23 protein-coding genes and 1 pseudogene are annotated in these 24,816 nt (G+C 71.5%); 16 read left to right on the top strand and 8 right to left on the bottom strand.

The window, feature by feature from the left end; all coding sequences use genetic code 11:
* Positions 1–21 precede the first annotated feature (21 nt).
* The 3 genes from prmC to rho are packed head-to-tail and all read right to left on the bottom strand — an operon-like array spanning position 22 to position 3,673.
* Entirely contained in the window at positions 22–861 is an 840-nt protein-coding gene (gene prmC / locus QP119_RS04880) for a peptide chain release factor N(5)-glutamine methyltransferase (protein ID WP_284774050.1), read from the bottom strand.
* The gene (prfA, locus tag QP119_RS04875; RefSeq protein ID WP_284774047.1) at positions 858–1,931 is read right to left on the bottom strand and encodes a peptide chain release factor 1; all 1,074 of its coding nucleotides are present in this window, start codon (positions 1,929–1,931) and stop codon (positions 858–860) included. Before prfA ends, prmC begins: the two co-directional genes overlap by 4 nt.
* A complete protein-coding gene (rho, locus tag QP119_RS04870; protein ID WP_284774199.1) occupies positions 1,928–3,673 on the bottom strand; it encodes a transcription termination factor Rho in 1,746 nt (581 codons plus the stop codon). The genes prfA and rho overlap by 4 nt, the downstream gene beginning before the upstream one ends.
* Positions 3,674–4,034: 361 nt before the next feature.
* On the opposite strand from rho, the gene QP119_RS04865 reads away from it, so the two are divergent.
* Both QP119_RS04865 and QP119_RS04860 read left to right on the top strand, forming a co-directional pair.
* Complete coding sequence (locus QP119_RS04865; RefSeq protein ID WP_284774045.1) at positions 4,035–5,723, top strand: long-chain fatty-acid--CoA ligase; 1,689 nt, start codon at positions 4,035–4,037, stop codon at positions 5,721–5,723.
* A 31-nt stretch (positions 5,724–5,754) separates the two neighbouring features.
* Positions 5,755–6,489 (top strand): helix-turn-helix transcriptional regulator, encoded by a 735-nt coding sequence (locus tag QP119_RS04860; RefSeq protein ID WP_284774043.1) that lies wholly within the window; start codon positions 5,755–5,757, stop codon positions 6,487–6,489.
* 18 nt (positions 6,490–6,507) lie between these two features.
* Here QP119_RS04860 and thrB read toward each other — a convergent pair whose 3' ends face one another.
* The 4 genes from thrB to argS all read right to left on the bottom strand — a co-directional run bounded on the left by thrB (position 6,508) and on the right by argS (position 12,039).
* Positions 6,508–7,437, bottom strand: coding sequence for a homoserine kinase (gene thrB / locus QP119_RS04855; RefSeq protein WP_284774041.1), 930 nt, complete (start codon positions 7,435–7,437; stop codon positions 6,508–6,510).
* A gap of 40 nt (positions 7,438–7,477) precedes the next feature.
* Positions 7,478–8,836 (bottom strand): homoserine dehydrogenase, encoded by a 1,359-nt coding sequence (locus QP119_RS04850; protein ID WP_284774039.1) that lies wholly within the window; start codon positions 8,834–8,836, stop codon positions 7,478–7,480.
* Between the two features lie 101 nt (positions 8,837–8,937).
* Positions 8,938–10,356, bottom strand: a complete 1,419-nt coding sequence (lysA, locus tag QP119_RS04845; RefSeq protein ID WP_284774197.1) for a diaminopimelate decarboxylase — start codon at positions 10,354–10,356, stop codon at positions 8,938–8,940.
* A 30-nt stretch (positions 10,357–10,386) separates the two neighbouring features.
* Complete coding sequence (argS, locus tag QP119_RS04840) at positions 10,387–12,039, bottom strand: arginine--tRNA ligase (RefSeq protein ID WP_284774038.1); 1,653 nt, start codon at positions 12,037–12,039, stop codon at positions 10,387–10,389.
* 434 nt (positions 12,040–12,473) lie between these two features.
* Between argS and QP119_RS04835 the strand changes: the two genes are divergently transcribed.
* From QP119_RS04835 to QP119_RS04765, 14 genes are all read left to right on the top strand, one after another.
* Positions 12,474–13,259, top strand: coding sequence for a (Fe-S)-binding protein (locus QP119_RS04835; protein ID WP_284774036.1), 786 nt, complete (start codon positions 12,474–12,476; stop codon positions 13,257–13,259).
* A 26-nt stretch (positions 13,260–13,285) separates the two neighbouring features.
* The gene (locus QP119_RS04830) at positions 13,286–14,818 is read left to right on the top strand and encodes a LutB/LldF family L-lactate oxidation iron-sulfur protein (RefSeq protein WP_284774195.1); all 1,533 of its coding nucleotides are present in this window, start codon (positions 13,286–13,288) and stop codon (positions 14,816–14,818) included.
* Entirely contained in the window at positions 14,815–15,468 is a 654-nt protein-coding gene (locus QP119_RS04825) for a LutC/YkgG family protein (protein WP_284774035.1), read from the top strand. The genes QP119_RS04830 and QP119_RS04825 overlap by 4 nt, the downstream gene beginning before the upstream one ends.
* Positions 15,469–15,850: 382 nt before the next feature.
* Positions 15,851–16,216, top strand: a complete 366-nt coding sequence (locus QP119_RS04820) for a hypothetical protein (protein ID WP_284774033.1) — start codon at positions 15,851–15,853, stop codon at positions 16,214–16,216.
* A 22-nt stretch (positions 16,217–16,238) separates the two neighbouring features.
* Positions 16,239–16,607 carry a hypothetical protein gene (locus QP119_RS04815; protein ID WP_284774031.1) on the top strand — a complete coding sequence of 123 codons (369 nt, stop codon included), beginning with the start codon at positions 16,239–16,241 and terminating at the stop codon, positions 16,605–16,607.
* 27 nt (positions 16,608–16,634) lie between these two features.
* Entirely contained in the window at positions 16,635–17,723 is a 1,089-nt protein-coding gene (locus QP119_RS11815) for a molybdopterin-dependent oxidoreductase (RefSeq protein ID WP_336620410.1), read from the top strand.
* Between the two features lie 15 nt (positions 17,724–17,738).
* Positions 17,739–18,452, top strand: coding sequence for a hypothetical protein (locus QP119_RS04800; protein WP_284774030.1), 714 nt, complete (start codon positions 17,739–17,741; stop codon positions 18,450–18,452).
* Positions 18,453–18,483: 31 nt separating this feature from the next.
* On the top strand, positions 18,484–19,539 hold the full coding sequence (locus tag QP119_RS04795) for a TetR/AcrR family transcriptional regulator (RefSeq protein ID WP_284774029.1): 1,056 nt from the start codon (positions 18,484–18,486) through the stop codon (positions 19,537–19,539).
* Between the two features lie 34 nt (positions 19,540–19,573).
* Positions 19,574–20,620 carry a GTP 3',8-cyclase MoaA gene (gene moaA, locus QP119_RS04790; protein ID WP_284774027.1) on the top strand — a complete coding sequence of 349 codons (1,047 nt, stop codon included), beginning with the start codon at positions 19,574–19,576 and terminating at the stop codon, positions 20,618–20,620.
* A gap of 6 nt (positions 20,621–20,626) precedes the next feature.
* Positions 20,627–21,847 carry a molybdopterin molybdotransferase MoeA gene (locus QP119_RS04785; RefSeq protein WP_284774025.1) on the top strand — a complete coding sequence of 407 codons (1,221 nt, stop codon included), beginning with the start codon at positions 20,627–20,629 and terminating at the stop codon, positions 21,845–21,847.
* An 11-nt stretch (positions 21,848–21,858) separates the two neighbouring features.
* Positions 21,859–22,374 (top strand): cyclic pyranopterin monophosphate synthase MoaC, encoded by a 516-nt coding sequence (gene moaC, locus QP119_RS04780; RefSeq protein ID WP_284774023.1) that lies wholly within the window; start codon positions 21,859–21,861, stop codon positions 22,372–22,374.
* Positions 22,375–22,971 (top strand): molybdenum cofactor guanylyltransferase, encoded by a 597-nt coding sequence (gene mobA, locus QP119_RS04775; protein WP_284774022.1) that lies wholly within the window; start codon positions 22,375–22,377, stop codon positions 22,969–22,971.
* A gap of 7 nt (positions 22,972–22,978) precedes the next feature.
* Positions 22,979–23,731, top strand: coding sequence for an AAA family ATPase (locus QP119_RS04770; RefSeq protein WP_284774020.1), 753 nt, complete (start codon positions 22,979–22,981; stop codon positions 23,729–23,731).
* Positions 23,728–24,501: an AAA family ATPase gene (locus QP119_RS04765; RefSeq protein ID WP_284774017.1), complete on the top strand. Its 774-nt coding sequence runs from the start codon at positions 23,728–23,730 to the stop codon at positions 24,499–24,501. Before QP119_RS04770 ends, QP119_RS04765 begins: the two co-directional genes overlap by 4 nt.
* 127 nt (positions 24,502–24,628) lie before the next feature.
* On the opposite strand, the pseudogene QP119_RS04760 reads toward QP119_RS04765, so the two are convergent.
* Positions 24,629–24,816, bottom strand: a pseudogene (locus QP119_RS04760) (hypothetical protein); the annotation flags it as partial.

Here is a 24,816-nt window from a genome sequence, read left to right as displayed (position 1 = left end):
CCGGACCTCCCGGGCGCGGACTCACAGTCTAGCGGCCGTGACGAAGCGCTCCCGCCCCGCCAGGTCGCACAGGTGCTCCGCCGGGGTGAACCGGCCGGTCGCGTCGACGAGCGCCGCCGTCTCCGCGGCGGTCGTGTCGTCGTGCTCGATACCGAAGACCCCGCCCGGGCGCAGCAGGCGCGCGACCGGGTCCAGGAGCTTCTCGATGACGTCCATGCCGGACTCCCCGCCGTAGACGGCGAGGTCCGGGTCGGCGTCGACCTCGGGGGCCACCGGTCCCGCGGCCGGCACGTACGGCGGGTTGCACACCACGGCGTCGACGCCGCCGGCCATGTCTGCCAGCAGCCCGGCGTCGGTCGCGTCGCCCTCGACGACGGTGACGCGCCCGCCCAGGCCGTTGTCCGCCACGGTGCGACGCGCCCACGTGGCCGCGTCGGGGGAAAGCTCCACGGCGACCACCGCGGCGTCGTCAATCTCGTGGGCGATGTAGCAGGCCAGCGCGCCGGAACCGGTGCACAGGTCCACCACCCGGGGTGCGGGCACGCCGCGCAGGCGGCGCACCACCCAGTCGGCGAGCACCTCGGTCTCGGGGCGCGGGATGAACACGCCCGGCCCGACGGCGATGTCGAGCGGGCCGAAGGCGGCCGTGCCGGTGATGTGCTGCAGCGGTTCGCGGCGCTCCCGGCGGGCCAGCGCCTCGGCGAAGCCCGCGGGCGCGGCGTCGAGGAAGCCGACCTCCAGCGGCGCACAGCCGGCCAGGTGCGCGGCCAGCAGCCGCACGTCGGCGGCCGGGGACTCGACGCCGGCGGCCGCGAGGCGCCCGGCGGCGGCCCGCAGCTCGGCGCGCCAGGCGCCGGTCACTCGGCCTCGAGGCGCTCGGCGCGCTCGGCGGTGCGCAGGGCGTCGAAGAGGTCGTCGAGGTTGCCGTCAAGGACCTGGTCGAGGTTGTTGGCCTTGAATCCGATGCGGTGGTCGGAGATGCGGTTCTCCGGCCAGTTGTAGGTGCGGATGCGCTCGGAGCGGTCCATCGTGCGCACCTGGGCTGCGCGCCCCTCGGCGGCCTCGGCCTCCGCGGCCTCCTCCTGCATCTGCTGCAGGCGGGCGGCCAGCACCTGCATGGCACGCGCCTTGTTCTGGATCTGGGAGCGCTCCTTCTGGCAGGTCACCACGATGCCGGTGGGCAGGTGGGTGATGCGCACGGCCGAGTCGGTCGTGTTGACGCCCTGGCCGCCCTTGCCGGAGGAACGGTAGACGTCGACGCGCAGGTCCTTGTCCTCGATCTCGACCTCGCCGACCTCCTCGGGCTCCGGGTAGACGAGCACGCCGGCGGCCGAGGTCTGGATGCGGCCCTGCGACTCGGTCACGGGGATGCGCTGGACGCGGTGGACGCCGCCCTCGAACTTGAAGACGCTCCACGCGCCGTCGCGGCCCGGGTGCTTCGAGCGGATCGACAGCGTCATGTCCTTCACGCCGCCCAGGTCCGACTCCGCGAGGTCGAGGACCTCGTAGATGAAGCCGTGCTTGTCGGCGAACTTCTCGTACATGCGCACCAGGTCGCCGGCGAAGAGCGCGGCCTCCTCGCCGCCGGCGCCGGCCTTGACCTCCATGATGATGTCGTCGCCGTCGTGCGGGTCGCGCGGGGCGAGCAGGTCGGCCAGCTTCTCCTCGAGCTCGACCTCGCGGGCGGCCAGTCGCTCGGCCTCGGCGGCGAAGTCGTGGTCCTCGTGGGCCAGCTCGCGGGCGTCGGCCAGGTCGGCGACGACCTTCTCGTGCTCCTCGTGGGCCTGCACGACCGGCTTGAGCTCGGCGTAGCGCTTGGACAGGCGGCGGAAGGCGTCCTGGTCGCCGGCCAGGGACGGGTCGGCCATCTGGGCCTCGATGCCCTGGTACTCGGACAGGACGTCGTCGACGCGGGTGGATTCGGTGCTCACAGGTAGTCCTCCACGTCCTTGTCGGCGGCCATCGGGGCGCTCGAGGCGACCTGCATGAGGAACTCGCCGTTGCTCCTGGTCTTCTTCAGCTGCTTGATCAGCAGGTCGATCGCGGCCTGGTTGTCCAGGGCGGCCAGGATCCGGCGCAGCTTGTGCACCAGGCGGGCCTCCTCGGGGGCGAGCAGCAGCTCGTCCTTGCGGGTGCCGGACGGTCCGACGTCGACGGCCGGGAAGACGCGGCGCTCGGAGATCTTGCGGTCGAGCTTGAGCTCGGCGTTGCCGGTGCCCTTGAACTCCTCGAAGATCACCGTGTCGCCGGCCGAGCCGGTCTCCACCATGGCGGTGGCGATGATCGTCAGGCTGCCGCCGTGCTCGATGTTGCGGGCGGCGCCCAGGAAGCGCTTCGGCGGGTAGAGGGCGTTGGAGTCCACGCCGCCGGAGAGGATGCGGCCGGAGGCCGGCGAGGAGTTGTTGTAGGCGCGGCCCAGGCGGGTGATCGAGTCGAGCAGGATGACGACGTCCTTGCCCTGCTCGACGAGGCGCTTGGCGCGCTCGACGGCCAGCTCCGCGACGGCGGTGTGCTCGCTCGGCGGGCGGTCGAACGTCGAGGCGATGACCTCGCCGTTGACGCTGCGCTGCATGTCCGTGACCTCCTCGGGGCGCTCGTCGACGAGGACGACCATGAGGTGGCACTCCGGGTTGTTCGTCGAGATCGCGTTGGCCACGTTCTGCAGGATGGTGGTCTTGCCGGCCTTCGGCGGGGAGACGATCAGCGCGCGCTGGCCCTTGCCGATCGGCATGATCAGGTCGATCACGCGGGTGGTCAGGACCTTCTGCTCGGTCTCGAGGCGCAGGCGCTGGTTCGGGTACAGCGGGGTCAGCTTGGCGAAGTCGGGCCGCTGGCGGGCCTCCCCCACGCTCAGGCCGTTGACGGTCTCGACGTGGGCCAGGTTGCTGAACTTCTGGCGGTTGCGGCCGCGACCGCGCACCTGGGCGCCGCCGGCGGAGATCCGGCCGGTCACGGCGTCGCCGGAACGCAGGCCGCAGCGCTTGATCAGCTGGTTGGGGACGTAGACGTCCTTCTCCGAGGGGTGGTAACCCGTGGTGCGCACGAACGCGACGTTGTTGTCGACGATGTCCAGGATGCCCGCGACCGGCTCGAGGTCCTCGAGGTTCTGGTTGCGGCCGCCCTGCTGGTTGCTGTTGCCGTTGTTCTGGTTGTTGTTGCCGTCGCGGTTACGACGCCCGCGGCGACGACGTTCGCGGCGCCGCCCCTTGCCGTGGTTGCCGTCGTTGTGGCCGCCGTCGTTGTGGCCGCCGTTGTTGTTGTGGCCGTCGCCGGTGTTGCCGCCGTCGTGGCCGCCGTCGCGGGAACCGTTGTCCTGGTTCTCCTGCTCGCGCTGGGCCTGGCGGGCGCGGTTGCGGCGGGCGCGACGCGCCTGGGAGCGGGACTCGTAGTGGTTCTGGCCGTTCTTGTGGCCCTGGCCGTCCTTGTGGCCCTGGCCGTCCTGCTGTGCGTCGTGCTGCCTGCCCCGGGCTTCGTCGCGGCCCTCGCCGCCCTTGTTCTCGTTGCTCTCGTTGTCCACGGCTCGGTTCTGGTCCTGTCTCTTCGTCGGCTGCTTCGCGGACACCTGTCCGCCACCCCCGGCCTGGATCGCGGCGATGATGTCGGCCTTGCGCTTGCCCGACAACCCCTTGATGCCCATCCCGGCGGCCATGGCCTTCAGCTCGGGGATGCGCATTCCGGCGAGGTCCCCGCCGACGGCAGGGGTGGTGCTGTCCTGTGTCGTCACAGATGTCCTTTCGTGGCTCCGGGTGCGGCCCACGGCGGTGGAGACGCGGCGCGCGCGGCCCGGGTGGAGACTTCTCGCGGCCCGGAAAAATCGCGTGCGGGCGCACCCCGGTGCACCCCTCGGGCCTGACGATGCCGGTCGGCCGTGTCTCCCCTCCGTCTCCGCCGCTGAATCACGCGTGCGGGTCGGGCAACTGCCCCGGGAGGGGGCGGGCCCCACATTCGGGCGGGCACCCGGCCAATCCGGCGACAAGTCTAACGCATGGCACCACGACGGTGGAACTTCGACCCCCGGCGGTAGTGTGGAGCACATGCAGTCGACGATGCAGGACATACCACTGTCCGTGGCCCGCATCCTCTCCTACGGCGCCTCGGTGCACGGCCGGACCCGTGTGACCACGTGGAAGAACGGCCGGGGCGAGGAGACCACCTTCGCCCAGATCGCCGCCCGCGCCGCCGCGCTGGCCCACGCCCTGCGCGACGAGCTGGGCGTCTCCGGGGACGCGCGGGTGGCCTCCCTGATGTTCAACTGCGCCGAGCACCTGGAGACGATGTTCGCCGTGCCGTGCATGGGCGCCGTCTTCAACCCGCTGAACAAGCAGCTGATGGTCAGCCAGATCCGGCACATCGTCAACGACGCCGAGGGCCAGGTCGTCATCGCCGACCCGCGGTTGGCCGCCCGGCTCGCCGAGGTCCTCGAGGGCTGCCCCGGGGTGCGCCACGTCGTCTTCATCGGCACCGAGCTGCCCGACGTGGAGCTGCCCGAGGGGGTCAGCGTCCACTCCTACGAGGCGCTTCTCGACGGTCGCGCCACCCGTTACGCGTGGCCCGTGCCCGACGAGAACGACGCCGCGGCCCTGTGCTACTCCACCGGCACCGGCGGCGAGCCCCGCGGGGTCGCCTACTCCCACCGCTCGCTGTACCTGACGGCGCTGACGCTGCTGGGCACCGACTCGATGGCCGTCTCCAACGGCCAGAGCTTCCTGTGCTGCGTGCCGATCTACCACGTGCTCAGCTGGGCGGTGCCCTTCGCCGCCTTCATGGCCGGCACCCCGCTGGTGCTGCCCGACGCCGACGTCTCCGGCGAGACCCTGGCCGAGCTGATCGCCGCCACCCACCCGCGCGTGGCCCACGGCGTGCCCACGGTGTGGATGCAGCTGCTCGTGCACTACATGCACCACCCGCCGGAGCGGATGAGCCTGACCGAGATCTTCGTCGGCGGCTCCCAGGCCCCGCCGGTGCTGCTGTCGATGTGGGAGGAGCGCTACGGCGTCGACGTCGTGCACGTGTGGGGCATGACGGAGACCTCCACGGTCGGCTCGGTGGCCCGCCCACCGGCCGGCGCCTCCGGCGAGGCGCGCTGGACCTACCGCACCAGCCAGGGCCGCTTCCCCGCCACCGTGGACTACCGCGTGGTCAACGACGGCCGCGTCGTCTCCGCGACCGACCGCAACCAGGGCGAGATCCAGGTGCGCGGTCCCCTGGTCGCCGGCTCCTACTACGTCGGCGCCGACAGCGCGGGTGCCGACGACCGCGCCGCCGAGACGCCGGAGGTCCAGTTCACCGCCGACGGGTGGCTGCGCACCGGCGACGTCGGCTCCGTGACCGAGGACGGCTACCTGACCGTCCACGACCGCGCCCGCGACGTCATCCGCTCCGGGGGCGAGTGGATCTACTCGGCCGGGGTGGAGAACATGGTCATGGAGTCGCCCGAGGTCGTCGAGGCCGCCGTCATCGGCTACCCCGACGACAAGTGGGGCGAGCGCCCGCTGGTGGTCACCGTGGTCCACCCCGACGTCCCGGAGGACGCCGAGACCGCCGAGCGCCTGCGCGGGCGGCTGCGCAACCAGCTGCCCAGCTGGATGCTGCCCGAGTACTGGACCTTCGTGCGCCACATCGACAAGACCTCGGTGGGCAAGTTCGACAAGAAGGACCTGCGCGCCCACCTGGCCGCCGGCGACTTCGACGTCGTCGCCCTCAAGGGCCCGGGCAAGCGCTGACACCCGTTTTCTACGGGGTACGATAAAAGGTATGCGTACCGGAGCTCCCGCCCGCCGCCGGGCACCGCGGCCCGCCACCGAGCTGTTCTCCGAGACCCTGCCGCTGAGCCCCAAGCAGCGCGAGGTCCTGGCCGCCCTGCGCGAGCACCCCGCCGGCGTCTCGGTCGCCCAACTCTCCGAGATCCTCGGCATGCACGCCAACACCGTGCGCGGTCACCTCGACGAGCTGCTCGCCCACGGCGCCGTGCACACGGCCACCGCCCCGATCCACGGCCGCGGCCGCCCGACGATCCTCTTCTCCGCCCGGCTGCCCGACAACCGGGCCATCGCCCGCGAGTACCTCTCGCTCATCGAGATCATGGCGGACGACCTGACCGCGCGCACCCCGGACCCCGAGGAGCGCTTCGCCACCGCGCACCGCATCGGGCGCCGGTGGGCGCGCAAGATGACGCTGGCCGACGAGGGCGGGCGCGTCGGCGCCGACGCCGCCTTCGACCAGCTGGTCCAGCGGCTGCGTCAGCTCGGCTTCGACCCGGCCGACGAGCCGGAGTCGCGCGGCGACCTCACCGAGGACCCCGAGGAGGGCGCGCGCGTGGTCTCGCTGCGCGCCTGCCCCTTCGTCGCCGGGGAGACGGCCCCCTCCCCCGTCGTCTGCGCGATCCACGAGGGCTTCATCGAGGAGTACTTCGGGGCCACCTCGACCGCCGAGACGACGATGCTGCCCCTGACCGAGAAGGGCCGCTGCACCCTCTGCGTGCGGCCCTAGTCCCCGGCCCCCGGCCGGTCAGGCCCGGGACGGGGTGACCGTCGGCCCGCCGGCCACGGAGAGCTCGTAGACGGCCAGGCCCTCCTCGCGGGCGGCGTCGAGAAGCGCGGGGTCCACCGGCTCGGTGGACAGCACCGCACAGGTCGGGCCCGCGCCCGAGAGGTAGGCCGCCCAGCCGCGGTTGCGCAGGCGGTTGACCCACTCCGCGGTCACGGGCAGCACGTCCGCGCGGTACGGCTGGTGCAGCCGGTCGCGGGTGCCCTCCCAGAGCAGCTCCGGGTGCGCCTGCAGCGCGACGGAGAGCACCGCCGTGCGCGAGACGTTGAAGCGGGCGTCGGTGTGCGTGACGTGGCTGGGCAGCACCCGGCGCACGGCCTGGGTGGAGGCGTGGAAGGACGGCACGAGCACGGTGGCGCGGATGCGCTCGTCGACGGGGATGCGCACGGCTCGGTAGACCGGATGGCTCACGCCGTCGACGGGGATCTCGATCCAGGAGACCACGCCGCCGCCGAGCACCGAGGCGCCCGCGTTGTCCGGGTGGCCCTCGAAGGCGCTGGCCAGCTGGACGAGCTGCTCCTCGCTGAGCGGGAAGTCGGCCAGGCCGTTGGCGGCGAGCACACCGGCGGCGGCGGCCGCGGCCGAGGAGCCGAGCCCGCGCGACTGCGGGATCGTGTTCGTGCAGGTCACCCGCAGGCCGGGGGCGGTGACGTCCGCGGCATTGAGACCGGCGGTGATGGCCTTGACCACCAGGTGCGAGGCGTCGCGCGGCAGGTCGGCCGCGCCCTCGCCGTGGATCTCGATCTCCAGGCCGGAGTCGATGACCTCGACCTCGACGGTGTCGTGGATGTCCAGCGCCAGGCCCATCGTGTCGAAGCCGGGACCCAGGTTCGCCGAGGAGCCGGGCACGCGCACGGTGACGGCGCGACCGACCTCAAGTTCCACTGCCATGTTCTTGCTCCTCCTCTGTTCGTCCGCTGCCCCGCCGGCCCTAGTCGGCCAGCCGGATGACCGACTTGACCGCCAGGACGTCGTCGTGGGCCTTGAGGTCCGAGACGAAGTCGGCCAGGTCGTGCTCGCGGGCGGTGTGGGTGACCAGGATCAGGCGGGCGGCCTCGTGGCCGTCGACGTCGTAGCCCTCCTCCTGGCGCACGGTGCGCAGCGAGATGCCGCGCGAGGCGCAGGTCTGCGCCAGGTCCGCCAGCACGCCGACGCGGTCGTGGACGCGCAGGTCGATGTGGTAGCGGGTGGGCACGTCGCCCGGGTCGGCGATCGGAAGGTCGGCGTAGGTCAGGTCCTTCGGGGCGCGACCGCCGAGGTACTTGTTGCGCGCCGCGCCAACGACGTCGCCGAGCACGGCCGAGGCGGTGGGGGCACCGCCGGCGCCGTTGCCGTAGAACATCAGGTCGCCGGCGCCCTCGGCCTCGACGAAGACGGCGTTGTAGGAGCCGGACACGCTGGCCAGCGGGTGCTCCCGCGGCACGAGGGTCGGGTGGACGCGGGCGGATACGGACACGGTGCCGTCCTCTCCGGTGATCTTCTCGCAGATCGCCAGCAGCTTGATGGTGTCGCCGGCGGCCTTGGCTGCCTCGATGTCCTCGGCGGTCACGCCGGTGATGCCCTCGCAGCTCACGTCGGAGAAGCGCACGCGGGTGTAGAAGCCCATCGAGGCCAGGATCGCGGCCTTGCTCGCCGCGTCGTGGCCCTCGACGTCGGCCGTCGGGTCGGCCTCGGCGTAGCCCAGGCGGGTCGCCTCGGCCAGGGCGTCCTCGTAGTCGGCGCCGGTGGCGTCCATGGCGTCGAGGATGAAGTTCGTGGTGCCGTTGACGATGCCGGAGATCCGGCGGATCTGGTCGCCGGCCAGCGAGCGGCGCAGCATGTTGACCACCGGAATCGCGGCGGCGACGGCGGCCTCGTAGAAGAGGTCGACGTTGTTGGCGTCCGCGGCGGCGGCCAGCTCGTCGGCGTGCGCGGCGACCAGGGCCTTGTTGGCGGTGACCACGGACTTGCCGGCGTTGAGCGCGGCGAGCACGAGCTCGCGCGGGTAGTCGATGCCGCCGATGACCTCGACGACGACATCGACGTCGTCGCGCAGCACCAGGCTGCGCGCGTCGTCGGTGATCAGCGCCGGGTCCACGCCCTCGCGGGGCTTCGACGCGTCCGAGACGGCCACGCCCTTCAGCTCGAAGGGACCTTCAATGCGGTGCTCGAGAGCCTCGGAGTTCTCGGTCATCAGCCGCAGGACCTCGGAACCGACCGTGCCGTAGCCCAGCAGGGCGATGCCCACCGGACGATTCTCGCGGGCCGCCGCGGTCGGGTACCGGGCGGCGTCATGCTGCTGCGTCGTCATCTCTCTCCTGCCTCAAGCGTCAGAACGGGTATGTCCCGACACTATAGACCATGCTGTTCATTTTGCACGACGCAGGGGGCTCGGCAGGGGCCCTCGGGGCCTCAGAGCACCTCGCGGGCCATGAGGTCCTCGACGGTCTCGCGGCGCACCATCAGGCGCGCCTCTCCCCCGTCGACGACGACCACCGGCGGGCGGCAGGCGGCGTTGTAGTTCGAGGACATCGCCAGGCAGTACGCTCCCGTGGCGGCCAGGGCGACCAGGTCGCCGACCCCGACGTCGTCCGGGATCATCAGGTCGTGGACGAGGATGTCGCCCGACTCGCAGTGCGAGCCCACGACGCGGCCGGCGACGGCCTCGCCCTCGGTGAAGCGGTTGACCAGGCGGGCGTCGTAGTTGGCGTCGTAGAGCATCGGGCGGATGTTGTCCGACATGCCGCCGCTGACGGCTAGGTAGCGCCGCGTGATGCCCTCGTCGATCGGCACGTCCTTGACCGTGCCGACCTCGTAGACGGTCACCACGGAGGGGCCGACGATCGCGCGGCCCGGCTCGACCATCACCTTCGGCGCCGGCACCCCGGAGGCCTCCGCGTGCGCGGCTACCTGGGAGAGCATGTCGCGGGCCACGCCGGCGACGTCCAGCGGGTCCTCCTCGGCGGTGTAGGCGATGCCGAAGCCGCCGCCGAGGTCGAGCAGGCTGAGCTCCTCGGCGAGCACCTCGCGCCCGCCGTACTCCGGGCCCAGCTCGTCGACCACACGGCCCAGGAGCCCCAGCACGCGCTGGGCGGCGAGCGAGAAGCCCTCGGCGTCGAAGACCTGCGAGCCGACGTGGCAGTGCAGCCCGTCGAGGTGCAGGCCCTCGGCCGCCAGCGCGTCGCGCACGGCCTCGAAGGCCGCGCCGGAGGCCAGCGAGAAGCCGAACTTCTGGTCCTCGTGCGAGGTCGCGATGAACTCGTGGGTGTGCGCCTCCACGCCGGGGGTGACACGCACCAGCACGGACTGGACCGCACCGGCGGCACGCGCGACGTCGTCAAGCATCTGCAGCTCGCCGGGCGAGTCCAGCACCACGTGGCCCACGCCGGCGCGCACGCACTGCTCGAGGAAGCCGCGCGTCTTGTTGTTGCCGTGCACGGTGATGCGCGCGGCGGGGAAGCCGGAGGCCAGCGCGATGGCCAGCTCGCCGGCGCTCGCGACGTCGAGGCTCAGGCCCTCCTCGTCGACCCAGCGGGCGATCTGGCGGGTCAGGAAGGCCTTGGCGGCGTAGTGCACGTGGTCCGGGCCGCCGAACGCGCGGGCCAGCTGGCGGGCGCGCAGGCGGAAGTCGGCCTCGTCGACGACCACGACGGGCGCGCCGTACTCCTCGACGATCTCGGGCAGCGGCACGCCCGCGATCGTGACCACGCCGTCCTCCTGACGGCGCGCGTTGGTCGGCCAGACGTTGGCCGGCAGCTCGTTGAAGGCCTCCTCGGCCGTGCGGCCCTGGGCCTTGAACGCCGCGACGGTCTGGCGGACGGACTCCGGTATGTTCTTCGGGACGGTCACCTGGCGTCCCCCTTACATCCGCTCCGGCGCGGTGACGCCGAGCAGGCCGAGGGCGTTGGCGAGCACCTGACGCGACGCGCGCGCGAGCTCGAGGCGCGCGGCGTGCAGGGCCGTGGGCTCCTCGTCCGCCTTCGGCAGGATCGGGCAGTTGTCGTAGAAGCGGTGGAAGACACCGGCCAGGCGCTCGGCGTAGCGGGCGACGCGGTGCGGCTCACGCAGCTCGGCGGCGGCGGTGACCACGGCCGGGAACTCGCCGAGGGTGCGGATGAGCTCGCCCTCGCGCTCGTCGGTGAGCGCGGCGAGGTCGGCCGCCGGAAGCTCGACGCCGGTCTCGGCGGCCTTGCGGTCCAGCGAGCACAGGCGCGCGTGGGCGTACTGCACATAGTAGACGGGGTTGTCGTTGGACTGCGAGGCCCACAGATCCAGGTCGATGTCCAGCGAGCTGTCCACCGAGGAGCGGATCATCGCGTAGCGGGCGGCGTCCACGCCGATCGCCTCGACGAGGTCGTCGAGGGTGATCACGGTGCCCGCGCGCTTGGACATCTTGACGGCCTGGCCGTCGCGCAGCAGGTTGACCATCTGGCCGATGAGCACCTCGACCTGCTCGGCGCGGTAGCCCAGGGCCACGGCGGCGGCCTTCAGGCGGGCGATGTAGCCGTGGTGGTCGGCGCCGAGCATGTAGATGCACAGGTCGTGGCCGCGGTCGATCTTGTCGCCGATGTAGGCGATGTCGCCGGCGATGTAGGCGGCGTCGCCGTCGGACTTGATGACGACGCGGTCCTTGTCGTCGCCGAAGTCGGTCGAGCGCAGCCACCAGGCGCCGTCGGCGAGGTAGAGCTCGCCGTTGTCCTTGAGCTTCTGGATGGCGGCGTCGACGGCGCCGGACTCGAACAGTGAGTTCTCGTGGAAGAAGACGTCGAAGTCGGTGCCGAACTCGTGCAGGGAGGACTTGATGTGGGCGAACATCATCTCCACACCCTCGGCGCGGAAGATCTCCTGCGTCTCCTCCGGCTCGTGGTCGAGCGCGTCGGGGCGCTTGTCGACGACGCGCCGGGCGATGTCGGCGATGTAGTCGCCGCCGTAGCCGTCCTCCGGGGTGGGCTCACCCTCGGCCGCGGCGACCAGCGAGCGCGCGAAGCGGTCGATCTGGCGGCCGTGGTCGTTGAAGTAGTACTCGCGGGTGACCTCGGCGCCGGCGGCCTCGAGCACACGGCCCAGGGAGTCGCCGACGGCGGCCCAGCGGGTGCCGCCCAGGTGGATCGGGCCGGTCGGGTTGGCGGAGACGAACTCGAGGTTGATGCGGCGCCCGGCGTAGGTGTCGGCGTGGCCGAACGCGGCGCCGGCCTCGCGGATGCGGGCGACGATCTCGCCCTGGGCGGCCGCGGCCAGGCGGATGTTGAGGAAGCCGGGACCGGCGACCTCGGCGGAGGCGACGGCGTCGTCCGCGCCGAGCGCCTCGGCCAGCCAGCCGGCCAGCTCGCGGGGGTTGACGCCGGCCTTCTTGGCCACCTGCAGGGCCAGGTTGGTGGCGTAGTCGCCGTGCTCCGGGTTGCGCGGCCGCTCGACGGTCACGGTCTCCGGGAGCACCGCGGTATCGAGGTTGTGGTCGGCGAAGACGGCCGAGGCCGTGGTGCCGATGAGTTCTCCGAGGGCTGCAGGTGTCATGGGCGCAGATTCTAACGCACAGGTCGCGCGCGTCCGGCACGGCCGGGGCGTTGAAAGAGGTGCATCGTCCCTATCTTCGACCCCGGTCACCCCCCTCGGCGGCGTCCCCGGGGCCCGCGCGGGGGCGCGGCGGCAGACTCGGCGGTGCACGTCACACCCGGCGCGCCACCCCCGACGGGGTAGACGAACCGGAAACGACCGAACATTTGCTTCGACAGCAAACGGAATAACGCAACACCCTCATTACATTAATAACCGCAGGTCGCAAGCTTTACCCGTGGGCGTGTCAACTATTTCTGCGCTAGGATCGGGGGTGCCCCAAGGACCCGGACGCCCACCCCACCACCCCGTCGCAGACGTCTCACGACGACCCCGGCGAGTTCGGCGGAGCGGACGTCCGTCTTCACGCCGAATACTCCCCAGGAGCCGCTCACATGCGCATCGCGCTCTTCTCCACGTGCATCGGCGACGCACTCTTCCCGGACGCCCACAAGGCCACGGCGATCCTGCTGACCCGGCTGGGTCACGAGGTCGTCTTCCCCGAGGGCCAGACCTGTTGCGGACAGATGCACATCAACACCGGCTACCAGCGTGAGGCGGTGCCGATCATCCGCACCTACGCCGACGCCTTCGCCGACCCGTCCATCGACTGCGTGGTCGCCCCCTCGGGCTCCTGCGCCGGCGCCGTGCGCGAACAGCACGTGCGCATCGCGGAGCGCTACGGCGACTCCGCCCTCGTCGATGGCGCCCAGCGGGCCGCCGACAAGACCTACGAGCTGTGCGAGTTCCTCTGCGACGTCGAGCAGCGCACCGACCTGGGCGCCTGGTTCCCGCACCGGGTGACCTACCACGCCTCCTGCCACTCCCTGCGCTTCATCGAGGTTGGCGACCGGCCCTACCGGCTGCTCGACGCCGTCGAGGGCCTCGAGCTGGTCGACCTGCCCAACTACGAGGAGTGCTGCGGCTTCGGCGGCACCTTCTCCGTCAAGAACGCGGAGGTCTCCGCGGCGATGGTCTCGGACAAGGTGCGCAACATCAAGTCCACCGGCGCCGAGTACGTCACCGCCGGCGACTCCTCCTGCCTGATGAACATCGTCGGCTCGCTCTCGCGCCAGCGCACCGGCATCCGCGCGATCCACATGGCCGAGATCCTCGTCTCCACCCGCGAGCGACCGTGGACGCCCGAGCGCGCCGCCTACCGGAGGGAGGCCATGCTGTGAGCGTCGTCAACCTCGGCCGCCCGGCGATGCCGCCGGTCGCCTCCCACTCCCCCAGCGCCCTGCGCGGCGACGTCGGCTTCACCAAGGCCGCCCACACCGAGCTGGACAACGCGACCAAGCGCCGCAACCTGCACCACGCCACCACCTCCATCCGCGCCAAGCGCGCCCGAGTCGTCGCCGAGTGCGACGACTGGGAGCGCCTGCGCGACGCCGGCTCCGCGATCAAGCAGGAGGTCGCCGCCCACCTGCCCGAGCTGCTCGAGCAGTTCGAGGCGGCCGTCACCGCCCGCGGCGGCCACGTGCACTGGGCCCGCGACGCCGCCGAGGCCGGCCGGATCGTCACCGACCTGGTCAAGGCCACCGGGGAGACCGACGTGGTCAAGATCAAGTCGATGGCCACCCAGGAGATCGCCCTCAACGAGGTCCTCGAGGAGTCCGGCATCCACGCGCAGGAGACGGACCTGGCCGAGCTGATCGTCCAGCTCGGCCACGACCGCCCGTCGCACATCGTCGTGCCCGCGCTGCACCGCAACCGCGCGGAGATCCGCGACATCTTCGTGCGCGAGATGCCCAACACCGACGAGTCGCTGCCGGCGAACCCGCCGGAGCTGGCCGAGGCCTCCCGCCTCTTCCTGCGCGAGCAGTTCATGCGCGCCAAGGTCGCCATCTCCGGCTGCAACTTCGGCGTCGCGGAGACCGGCACGGTCTCCATCGTCGAGTCCGAGGGCAACGGGCGCATGTGCCTCACCCTGCCGGAGACCCTGATCTCCGTGATGGGCATCGAGAAGCTCTTGCCGCGCTTCTCCGACCTCGGCGTCTTCCTGCAGCTGCTGCCGCGCTCCTCGACCGGCGAACGCATGAACCCCTACACCTCGCTGTGGTCCGGCACCACCGAGGGCGACGGCCCGCAGGACTTCCACGTGGTGATCCTGGACAACGGCCGCACCCACGCGCTGGCCAACGAGATCGGCCGCGAGGCGCTCAAGTGCATCCGCTGCTCGGCGTGCCTCAACGTCTGCCCCGTCTACGAGCGCGCGGGCGGCCACTCCTACGGCTCCGTCTACCCGGGCCCGATCGGCGCGATCATCACCCCGCAGCTGACCGGCATCGACTCCACCGACGACCCCTCGGCCTCGCTGCCCTACGCGTCCTCGCTGTGCGGGCGCTGCGACAGCGTCTGCCCGGTCAAGATCCCGATCACGGACATCCTGCTCGAGCTGCGCCACCAGAAGGTGGAGAACCACCGGCCGAAGATCGAGGGCGCCCTGCTCGACGCCGCCGGCCTGGTCATGGGGCACCCGAAGATGTGGAACGCCGTCATGCAGGGGATCTTCCTCGGCCGCGTGCTCGGCGGCTTCGACAAGACGATCACCCACCTGCCGAGCTTCCTGTCCGGCTGGACCGACGTGCGCGACACCGCCGTGCCCCCGAAGAAGTCCTTCCGCTCCTGGTGGAACTCCGACGAGGCCCGCGAACTGCTCGACGAGGCCCGCCGCGAGGGCATGCCCGACGCACAGGAGCCCGACGCCGCGCAGGACAACGAGGAGGAGAACCGATGACCACCGCCGAGGAGCGCCGCAACGCCGACGCCAAGCGCGAGATCCTCAAGCGGGTCCGCGACGCCCAGCAGCTCTCGCACACCCCGGCCGAGGTCGAGGTGCCCCGCGAGTACGCCACGACCTCCGGGATGGGCCGCGACGAGCTGCGCGAGCTGCTGGTCGACCGGCTGGTCGACTACCGCGCCGACGTGACCCGCTCGAGCGCCGAGGAGCTGCCGGCCACCCTGGCCCGCGTGCTCTCCGAGCGCGGCGCGCACACCGTGCGCTACGCCGAGGGCCTGGACGCCAGCCTCTTCGCCGAGGTCGACGCCGAATGGACCCCGGACTCCCGCGACTCCGACCCGCGCGAGCTCGACTCCGTCGACGCCGTGGTCACCGACTCGCACGTCTCCTGCGCGCAGACGGGCACGATCTGCCTGCAGTCCAACGCGACCAACGGCCGCCGCGCCCTGACCCTCGTGCCCGACCGGCACGTGTGCATCGTGCGCATGGACACCGTCGTCTACGGCGTGCCCGAGATGGTCGGCCGCCTCGACCCCGAGCTGCCCGTGACCATGATCTCCGGCCCCTCGGCGACCTCGGACATCGAGCTCGTCCGCGTCGAGGGCGTGCACGGCCCGCGCGACCTCATGGTCATCGTCGTCGACTGAAGCCCCTGAACTCTTTTCACGGACTCGTCAGTGACAATCCCCCGGCTTGTCGGCCGGGGGATTTTCCGTGCCCTCCGCAACTCCGGTCACCTGCGCATATGTACGCCCGTACACTAGGCGTGCCCTCGGGTTCCGCCCTAGACTCCGGTGTGTCAAGCCGCACGGGAAACGTCGTGGATAAACCCCGACACATCGGTCGCCGGGCGCGGACGCCCCGGGGGACGGACTGACTGGAAAAGGGTCGCCCCATGAAAGAGATCAACGCGGTCGGGGCCCCCAACGCCACCGAGGATGTGTTCCACCACATCCCGCCGGGCGGGAGCGCGCGCCGTTCCCGCGCTACATCCGGATCAACCTGCCGCGCCTGACCAAGGCGCTGCTGTTGATCGTCGTCGCCGTCATCGGCGGCACCGCGGTGGCCGTAGCGCTCTCCGACCACCTCCCCTTCCCCGGGGCCGGGTTCGCGCTGTGGGCGGTGGCGGCACTGGCCGCCGTCTACCTCGCGCTCGGCCTGTGCACCCGGATGCGCATCTGGGACTACGGCAGCCTCGTGGCCACCGTCGCCGTGCTCGTCTACGTCGGCGGGCTCTTCGGCGACGCGCCCTACGTCTGGAACGGCGCGAGCGTCGAGCTGGCGGCGTGCTGGAACACGATGATGCTCGCCTCCGTCGCCTACTGGGTGCTCAACTGGGCCATCAACTACGGCATGATCGTCGCCTGGCCCGACGACCAGGGCTTCACGGACTGAGAGCCCGAAGGAGAAAGAGACAATGGAATTAGGATTTCCCTGGTGGCTGCGTGCCGAGCACTTCCTCAACATCATCTTCGTCACCTTCTTCATCCGCTCGGGCATCGAGATCCTGGGCACCTACCCGCGCCTGCACCGCAAGGTGCAGAACCAGCCCGGCGAGCACTGGGCCCAGTTCACGGTGAAGGAGAAGCCGAAGCACAAGTACTACGCGGTCGGCGCGGAGTACGAGAACTACTCCCCGATCGTCTCGCTGCCCGGCTACGGCAAGCTCGGTCAGGGCCGCTACTGGCACTTCATCACGGTGACCGGCTACGTCACCTGCTTCCTCATCTACTACGTCCTGCTGGCCGTCACCGGCCAGTGGCGCCGCTACGTCCCGCAGAGCTGAGACGTCTTCCCGCAGGCCCTCGACGACGTGGTGAACTACCCGGCCTTCCAGATCCCGCACGCGCAGGACGGCATGCCCTTCAATTCGGTGCAGCAGCTCTCCTACGCCTTCGTGATGCTGATCCTGCCGGCCTTCATGATCTTCACCGGCCTCTTCCAGACCCCGGCCGTCAACACGCACTGGCCGCGGATCACCAAGGCCCTCGGCGGCCGCCAGGTCATCCGCACCCTGCACTTCTGGGGCCTGATCATCTACCTGGTCTTCATCGTCATCCACGTCGCGATGGTCATCATGCACGGCTACGGCCACGAGGTCTCCAAGATGGTCTTCGGACACTCGGACTCCCCGGTCGACGGCGGCGTCATCTTCACCGCGCTGCTCGCCTTCGTGGTCTTTTTCCACGTGGTCGCCACCAAGACCTCGCTCCACAAGTCGCACATCGTGCGCCAGCTCAACAACGCGCTGGTGCGCCCGCTGACCCGCCGGCTGATCAAGCTGCCCAGCCGCCAGGACTTCACCGGCTTCAAGACCGGCCGCCTCTTCCGCGGCTCGGGCTGCCCGCCGGAGATCGACGAGTACACCGCGATGGTGGCCAACAACTACGAGGACGACTACTACCTCGAGATCGGCGGCTGCGTGGAGCGCCCAATGGTGCTGTCCATGCGAGACCTGCGCGAACTGGCCAAGGACCACTCCCAGGTGACCATGCACAACTGCGTGCAGGGCTTCTCCTGGGTCGGCGAGTGGGGCGGCGTGCCGCTCAAGACGATCCTCGACCTGGCCCGCCCACTGCCGGGCGCGACCGACGTCGTCTTCCAGAGCTTCCGGAACATGGGCCGCGACAACGCCGTCTACGACGAGGGCTTCTACTACGAGTCCGCGCCCCTGGCCGAGGCCAACCAGCCGCAGACCCTGGTCGCCATCTCGCTGAACGGCAAGACCGTGCCGATCGAGAACGGCGCCCCGATGCGCATCCGGCAGGAGATCTCCACCGGCTTCCGCTCCATCAAGTGGGTCGAGCGCATCGACGTGGTCAACCGCTACGACATCGTCGGCAAGGGCCGCGGCGGCTGGTTCGAGGACAACGACGACTACGACCGCATGCAGATGATCTAGAAGGAGTCAGAGCACATGTATCCCGTCCACGAGGACATGATCCTCGACGACGCCGCCGGCGAACGGGTGCGCGCCTACATCGAGGAGACCGGCTTCGGCTTCCCGGGCACCGGGCCCGACGACTACGAGATCCTGCCCGTCGCCCGCTACCTCGGCTGGAACTTCACCCGCGAGGACCTCGACGCCTTCGCCGTCGGCCTGCGCTGCCTGCGCCCCGACATGAGCCGCCGGCACACCTTCATCCGCATGAGCCAGGGTCAGCTGACGCGCGAGCCCGACGCGAAGGTGCTCGAGCTCAACGAGCCGGTGCTGGCCACCGACACGCTGCGGATGCGCCGCTGGCGCGACACCAAGACCGGCCCGTCGCGCACCGGCGTCGACTCCTACGCCACCGAGGACGGCTCCGAGCCGGGCGTCGACCTCGACCTGCGCATGCTGCACGACGCGCTCGCCGACGTCCGCTGCTTCGCCGAGGCCGGCGGCGGGCCGACCACGGAGGTCCAGCGCGACCTCGGCGTCGACTTCGGCCTCCTGCTGGCCGGCCGGTACCCGCGGCTGAAGTACCTGGAGAAGGAGGGCAGGCTGCGCGCCGACCAGCTCGAGAGCCTACACGCCTTCGACGCGGACTTCGCCGGCATGGCCGACACGCTGCGCGCGCTGGCCCTGCCGACCGTCGAGGACCACCGCCGCCCCGAGAAGCGCCGGCACGCCGAACACAACGACCGCTGAGGCCGGAGGGCCTCACCGAGAAATGACCATCATGGAACTCGATGTCATGACCGTGACGGGGCTGATCGCCTCCGTCGCCCTCCTCGCCGGCTTCGCGCTGCTCACCCTGGGCAAGCTGACCGCCGAGCACTACACCTACCAGTGGCTCAACGTCATCGGCGCGGGCTTCCTGGCCTACTCCGCCTTCGTCACCGAGCCGATCAACATGGGCGTCTTCCTCACCGAGGTGATCTGGAGCCTCATCGGCGTCTACGGCATCTTCAAGATCTGGCGCAAGCGCCGCGTTCGTCTACACCGCCATCAAGCCCTTCAACGTCGGCCTCTTCGTCACCGAGTTCGTCTGGGCCGTCGTCGGCCTCTACGGCATCTGGCTGGCCTACCGCACCTCCCGGCGCCGCAGCGACGCGCCGACGGCCGAGGAGGTCCCGCCGAACACCCCGGCCTGACCGGCCCGGGTAGCGTGACCGACATGGACCACGACGCGCCCGCCCCGCACCCCCGCCACGACCCGGAGCGGCGCGACCGCATCATCGACGCCGCCCTCGACGTGATCGCCGACGACGGCGTCGAGGGCACCTCGCTGCGCAAGATCGCCGCCCGCGCCGGCGTGCCGCTCGGCTCGCTGACCTACTACTTCGACGGCCGCGAGGACCTCATCACCGAGGCCTTCCTCCGCTTCACCGACCTCTCCGCCGCGGAGTTCCGCGCCGCCTCCGCCGCCGCCGACGACCTCGCCTCCGCCCGCGAGACCGTCGTCTCCGCGCTGACGAGCGAGTCCACCGTCGAGGAGCGCGGCGTCTCGCTGTCCATCGAGATCTACGCCCTGGCCCTGCGCGCCCCGCGCTACCGGGCGATCTTCCTGCGCTGGGTGCGCCGCTGCCGCGAGGCGATGTCCCGTCACTTCGACTGGCCGACCACGCTCGTGCTCGACTCGCTCTACGAGGGCCTGCTCATCCACCGCCACCTGCAGAACCACGCCCACGACGAGGCGCTGATCCGGCTGGCCGTCGAGCGCATCACCCCGCCGGAGAGCTACCACGGCACCGGCGAGCCCGCCGGCCCGCCGCCCGAGGAGAGGTTTCTTTAATTCCGACGGGACCGGACTTATCATTGGAGGGACCATGACCCGAGACAGCACTTCTCTCCAGGCCCTCCCCCTCGAGGACCGTTACGGCCGCGTCGCACGCGACCTCCGCGTGTCTCTCACCGACCGCTGCAACCTGCGCTGCACCTACTGCATGCCCGCCGAGGGCCTCGAGTGGTTCCCCACCGCCGAGACCCTCGACGACGAGGAGACCCTGCGGCTGATCCGCATCGCCGTCGAGGACCTCGGCATCCGCCAGGTCCGCTTCACCGGCGGCGAGCCGCTGCTCCGCCGCTCGCTCGAGGACATCGTCGCGGCGACCAAGCGCCTGCGCACCGACGACGGCACCGCCCCGCAGACCGCGATCACCACCAACGGCCTCGGCCTCGACAAGCGCGCCGCGCGTCTGGCCGCCGCCGGCCTCGACCGCGTCAACATCTCCCTGGACACCCTCGACCCCGAGCACTACCGTCGGCTGACCCGCCGCGACCGCCACGCCGGGGTCCTGCGCGGCATCCAGGGCGCCCTCGACGCAGGCCTGACCCCGGTCAAGATCAACACCGTGATCATGCCCGGCATCAACGACCACGACATCGTCTCGCTGGCCGCCTTCGCCCTCGAGCGCGGCCTCGAGCTGCGCTTCATCGAGCAAATGCCCCTGGGCCCGCCGGACCAGTGGGACCGCACGCGCATGGTCACCGCCGAGTACATCCTCGCCGACCTGCGCACGCGCTTCGAGCTCACCCCCGCCGCCGAGCCGCGCGGCTCCGCCCCCGCGGCCGTCTGGAACGCGATCGACCGCGAGGCCCCGCAGGTCACCGGCCGCATCGGCGTGATCGCCTCGGTGAGCCACCCGTTCTGCGGCACCTGCGACCGCACCCGCCTGACCACCGACGGCTCCGTGCGCAACTGCCTGTTCGCCCGCGAGGAGACATCGCTGCGCGACCTCATGCGCTCCGGCGCGACCGACTCCGAGCTCGCCGACGCGTGGCGCGCCGTTATGTGGGCGAAACTGCCCGGCCACGGCATCGACGAGCCCTCCTTCATCCAGCCGGACCGCCCCATGTCCGCGATCGGCGGCTAGCGCACGATGCCCACCCAGTCGCACCAGCGCGACGTCGTCAATCACCTGCGCGCCGTGCAGGAACTCGTCTCCCCCCTGCCCGGGCGCACCGTCGCCGTCGGCGGCGCCGACCCCCGCCGCGTGATTGCCGACGCCGCGCGCGCCCTGCGCGCGGTGCCGCCCGCCGACGTCTCCGCCGTCGACGGTTATGTCGCCCGGGTGCGCGACCTCGCCGTCGGCGCGTGCCTCCCCGTCGCCGGTGACATCCCCGCCGGCCACCCGCCCGTCGAGATCCCGGCCGGCGCCGCCGTGCGCATCATGACCGGCGCGGTGGTGCCCGCCTGCGACGACGACGTCGCCGTGGTCCCCGTCGAGGACACCGACGCCCCGCGCGTCGAGCTGCCCGCCCGCGTCACCGTCACCGCGCTGGACGCGGGCCGCACGCACATCCGGCACGCCGGCGAGCACCTGCGCGCGGGCGACGTCGCCGTCCCCGCGGGCCTGCCGCTCGACGCCGGGACGCTGGCCACGCTCGTCTCCTGCGGGGTCGAGGCGGTCACCGCCCGGCCCGTGCCGCGAGTGTGCGTGTTGACCACCGGCGACGAGACCGCGCCCGACGCCCGACACGAGCTGTGGCGCATCCCCGACTCCAACGGGCCGATGCTCACCCGCCTGATCAGCGACTTCGGCGCCGAGGTCACCGCCGCGCACTGCCGCGACGACACCGCCGCGCTCGCCGGGCTCCTCGACGAGGCGGCCGCCGGCAGCGACCTCGTCGTCACCGCTGGCGGCATCTCGGCCGGGGCCTTCGACGTGGTAAAGGCGCTCGGGCACGCCGCCACCGCCGACGGGCGCGCGCGGATGGACTTCTACCCGCTGGCCATGCACCCCGGGAAGCCACAAGGTGCCGGGCTGTGGGGCGACACCCCGGTCGTCTGCCTGCCCGGCAACCCCGTGGCCGCCTGGACCTCGGCCGTGCTCTTCGTCGCCCCCTCCGTGCGCCGCCTCGCCGGACTGCCCGCCGCGGGTGCCATCGAGGAGCTCCCCCAGGTCGCGCTGCCCCTCGACGGCGAGCTCACCCCGCGCCACGGGGGTGTCTCGGCGGCCCCGGTGCGCCTCGACTGGGCCGCCGGTGTGGCCCGGATGTCGGCGGCGCGCGGCTCCCACATGGTCGGCGCGCTCGCCGGGGCGGACGGGCTGGCGGTCGCGCGCCCGAACGCGCCCACCGTCGTGCTGCGCGCCCGCTAGACTCGGTGTCCATGACCAGTTCCGAACCTCGCGAACCCCAGTTGACCCACATCGACTCCCGGGGGCAGGCCCGCATGGTGGACGTCACCGCCAAGACGTCGACCGTGCGCTCCGCCACCGCCCGGGGCGAGGTCGCCTGCTCACCCGACATCCTCGCCGCGCTGCGCGACGGCACGGTGCCCAAGGGCGACGTGCTCGCCACCGCCCGCATCGCGGGCATCGCGGCGGCGAAGAAGGTCCCGGACCTGCTGCCGCTGGCGCACGTGATCGGCGTGCACGGCTGCGTGGTCGACCTCTCGATCGAGGAGGACCACGTCACGGTGTCCGCCACCGTGCGCACCGCGGACCGCACCGGGGTCGAGATGGAGGCACTGACGAGCGTGACCGTCGCCTGCCTGACCGTGATCGACATGGTCAAGGGCGTCGACCGCTCCGCCTACATCCGCACCTGCGCGATCGTGGCAAAATCAGGGGGCAGGTCGGGCGACTGGTCGCGTCCGACGCCAGGCCGAACGGAGGAGTCTTAAATGTCCAGCATCCACGCCATCGTCCTCGCCGGTGGGCAGGGCAAGCGCATGGGCAACGTCGACAAGGCGCTCGTGCGCGTCAGCGGCGTGCGCCTGATCGACGCGGTTCTGCGCCAGCTGCCCGGGCCGGAGATCGTCACGGTGGTCTCGCCGAGCGAGACCCTCGATCTGCCCGAGGGCATCCGCCAGGTCAGCGAGAAGCCCGCGGGCGGCGGCCCTGTGGCCGGCATCGCCGCGGCCTTCGACGCCACCTGCCGCTACACCATGGTGCTCACCGTCGACGCCCCGCACGCGCCGGCGCTGATCGCCCCGCTCTACCGCACCCTCGAGCGCGCCAAGGACGCCGACGTCGCCGTCGTCGAGTCGGACGACGGCCAGCTGCAGCATCTCTGCCAGCTGTGGCGCACCCCGGCGCTGCGCAAGGCGCTCGACGGCGTGGCCGCCAAGCACGGCGGCGCCCGCGACGTCGCCGCCCGCGAGCTCATCGCGGACGTCGAGATGATCAAGATGCCGGGCACCGGCGAGGAGAAGGACTACGACACCGTCGAGGAGCTCTCCGCCCTCGGCGAGGTCCAGGTGCCCGAGCAGGACTACTGACGTCTCCGTGGTCGGCGGCTCGCGCGGCCGGGGTGGTCCGGGCCCGGCGTACCTGACGTCGGTGCGCCTGGCCTGCCCCGCCGCCGACCTGCCCGGATACCTCGCCGGGCTGCCGCTGACCCTCGCGCTCGAGCGCGAGCCGCTCGAGCTGACCCGCCCGGTCACCGTCATCGGCGGGGAGAACGGCTCGGGCAAGTCCACCCTCGTCGAGGCGGTCGCCGTCGCGGCGGGTTTCGACGCCATGGGCGGCTCCCGCAACGCCCGCCAGTACGGCTCGGAGCAGACGGTCTCCCGGCTCTCGGAGCACATCGTGCTCAGCCGCCGGCGCAACCCGCGCGACGGGTGGTTCCTCCGCGGGGAGACCCACCTCGAGACGGTCGGCTACTACGCCGGGCTCGGCACGCAGCTGCGGCTGACGGAGCTTAGTCACGGCGAGTCCCTCATGGGCCTGGTCTCTAAACGCTTCCACGGCGACGGGCTGTTCGTCCTCGACGAGCCCGAGGCCGGCCTCTCCGTCTTCCGCCAGCTGGAGCTCCTGGGGCGCATCACCAACCTGGCCGCGGCCGGCGCCCAGTTCATCGTGGTCACCCACTCCCCCGTGCTCATGGCCGTGCCCGGGGCACAGCTGCTCGAACTGCGCGACGGCCGGCTCGGGCCCACCGACTTCGACGCCATGGAGGCGGTCAGCGCGACCCGTGAGTTCATCGCCGACCCCGCCGGCACCGCGGCCTTCCTCACCGATGACGGGGGTCGTCCATGAGTGCCCTGCGCAATCATCGTGGTCTCTTCGTCGACGGCTTGTACCTGCTTTCGTCGGACTCGCCGCGCGCGGCGTCCGCTCCCCCGGTCCCGGAGTGGGTGATGCAGCTGCCGGTGTTCCGCACGGTCGCGGCCGGGCGCACCCTGTCCTTCTCCTCCCCGGTCACGGTCATCTCGGGCGAGAACGGCACCGGCAAGTCGACCTTCCTCGAGGCGCTCGCCTACAGCTGCCGCTTCCCGACGCACGGCGGCCCCTGGACCGGCAACCCCGGCTCCGCCGCGGAGAACCACCTCTTCGGCCGAGCGGCGGCGCTGATGACCGGCCGCCCGATGGCCGGCTGGTTCCTGCGCGCCGAGTCGCACCACCGCGTCGGCCGCGAGCTCGGTGCGGATGGGCCGGGAGTGCGCGACATCAACGCGATGTCGCACGGCCAGTCCGTCGTCCACGTCATCCGGGAGGCCTTCCACGCGTCGGGGCTCTACCTCCTCGACGAGCCCGAGTCCGGTCTCTCGGCCGTGCGCCAGATGGCTCTGATGGCCGAGCTCCACCAGATCGCCGAACTGGGCGCGCAGGTCATCGTCGCCACCCACTCCCCGATCGTCGCCGCGGTCCCGGGCGCGGCCATCTGGGAGATCGACCGCGAAGCGGGTATCCGTCACCGCGACCGGGTCACAGACACCGTCGCCTTCCAGGCCATGGAGGACTTCCTCGCCGACCCGGCCGGCATCGCCGACTACATGGTCGACGTCACCGCCGACGACACGCACTGACTCCTCCTCCCCTTCGCTTGCCGACGTCCCGTCGGTCGCTGTCGGCGACCGACCCCACGGTCGCGCGGTGCTTCCCCTCAGCCGGCCACAGACGCCGCCGGGCAGGGGCCCTTGGAACGGGATCGGCTCAGAACGGCACCGGGGCTGCCGGGTCGTAACCGATCTCCTCGTTATAGGCCGCCCGATTCGCCTCACCACGCACCCTCGCCCGCTCCTCAGCCTCCCGGCGATGCTCCGAGACCGTCATCGCAAGACGCGCACCACCCGGAGTCAGAGGACCGTCCGGGACGCTTACCTGGAAGATGTTGTTCGGCA

Source organism: Corynebacterium frankenforstense, from assembly GCF_030211955.1.
Lineage (GTDB): Bacteria > Actinomycetota > Actinomycetes > Mycobacteriales > Mycobacteriaceae > Corynebacterium > Corynebacterium frankenforstense_A.
This window is presented reverse-complemented; position numbering and strand designations above follow the sequence as displayed.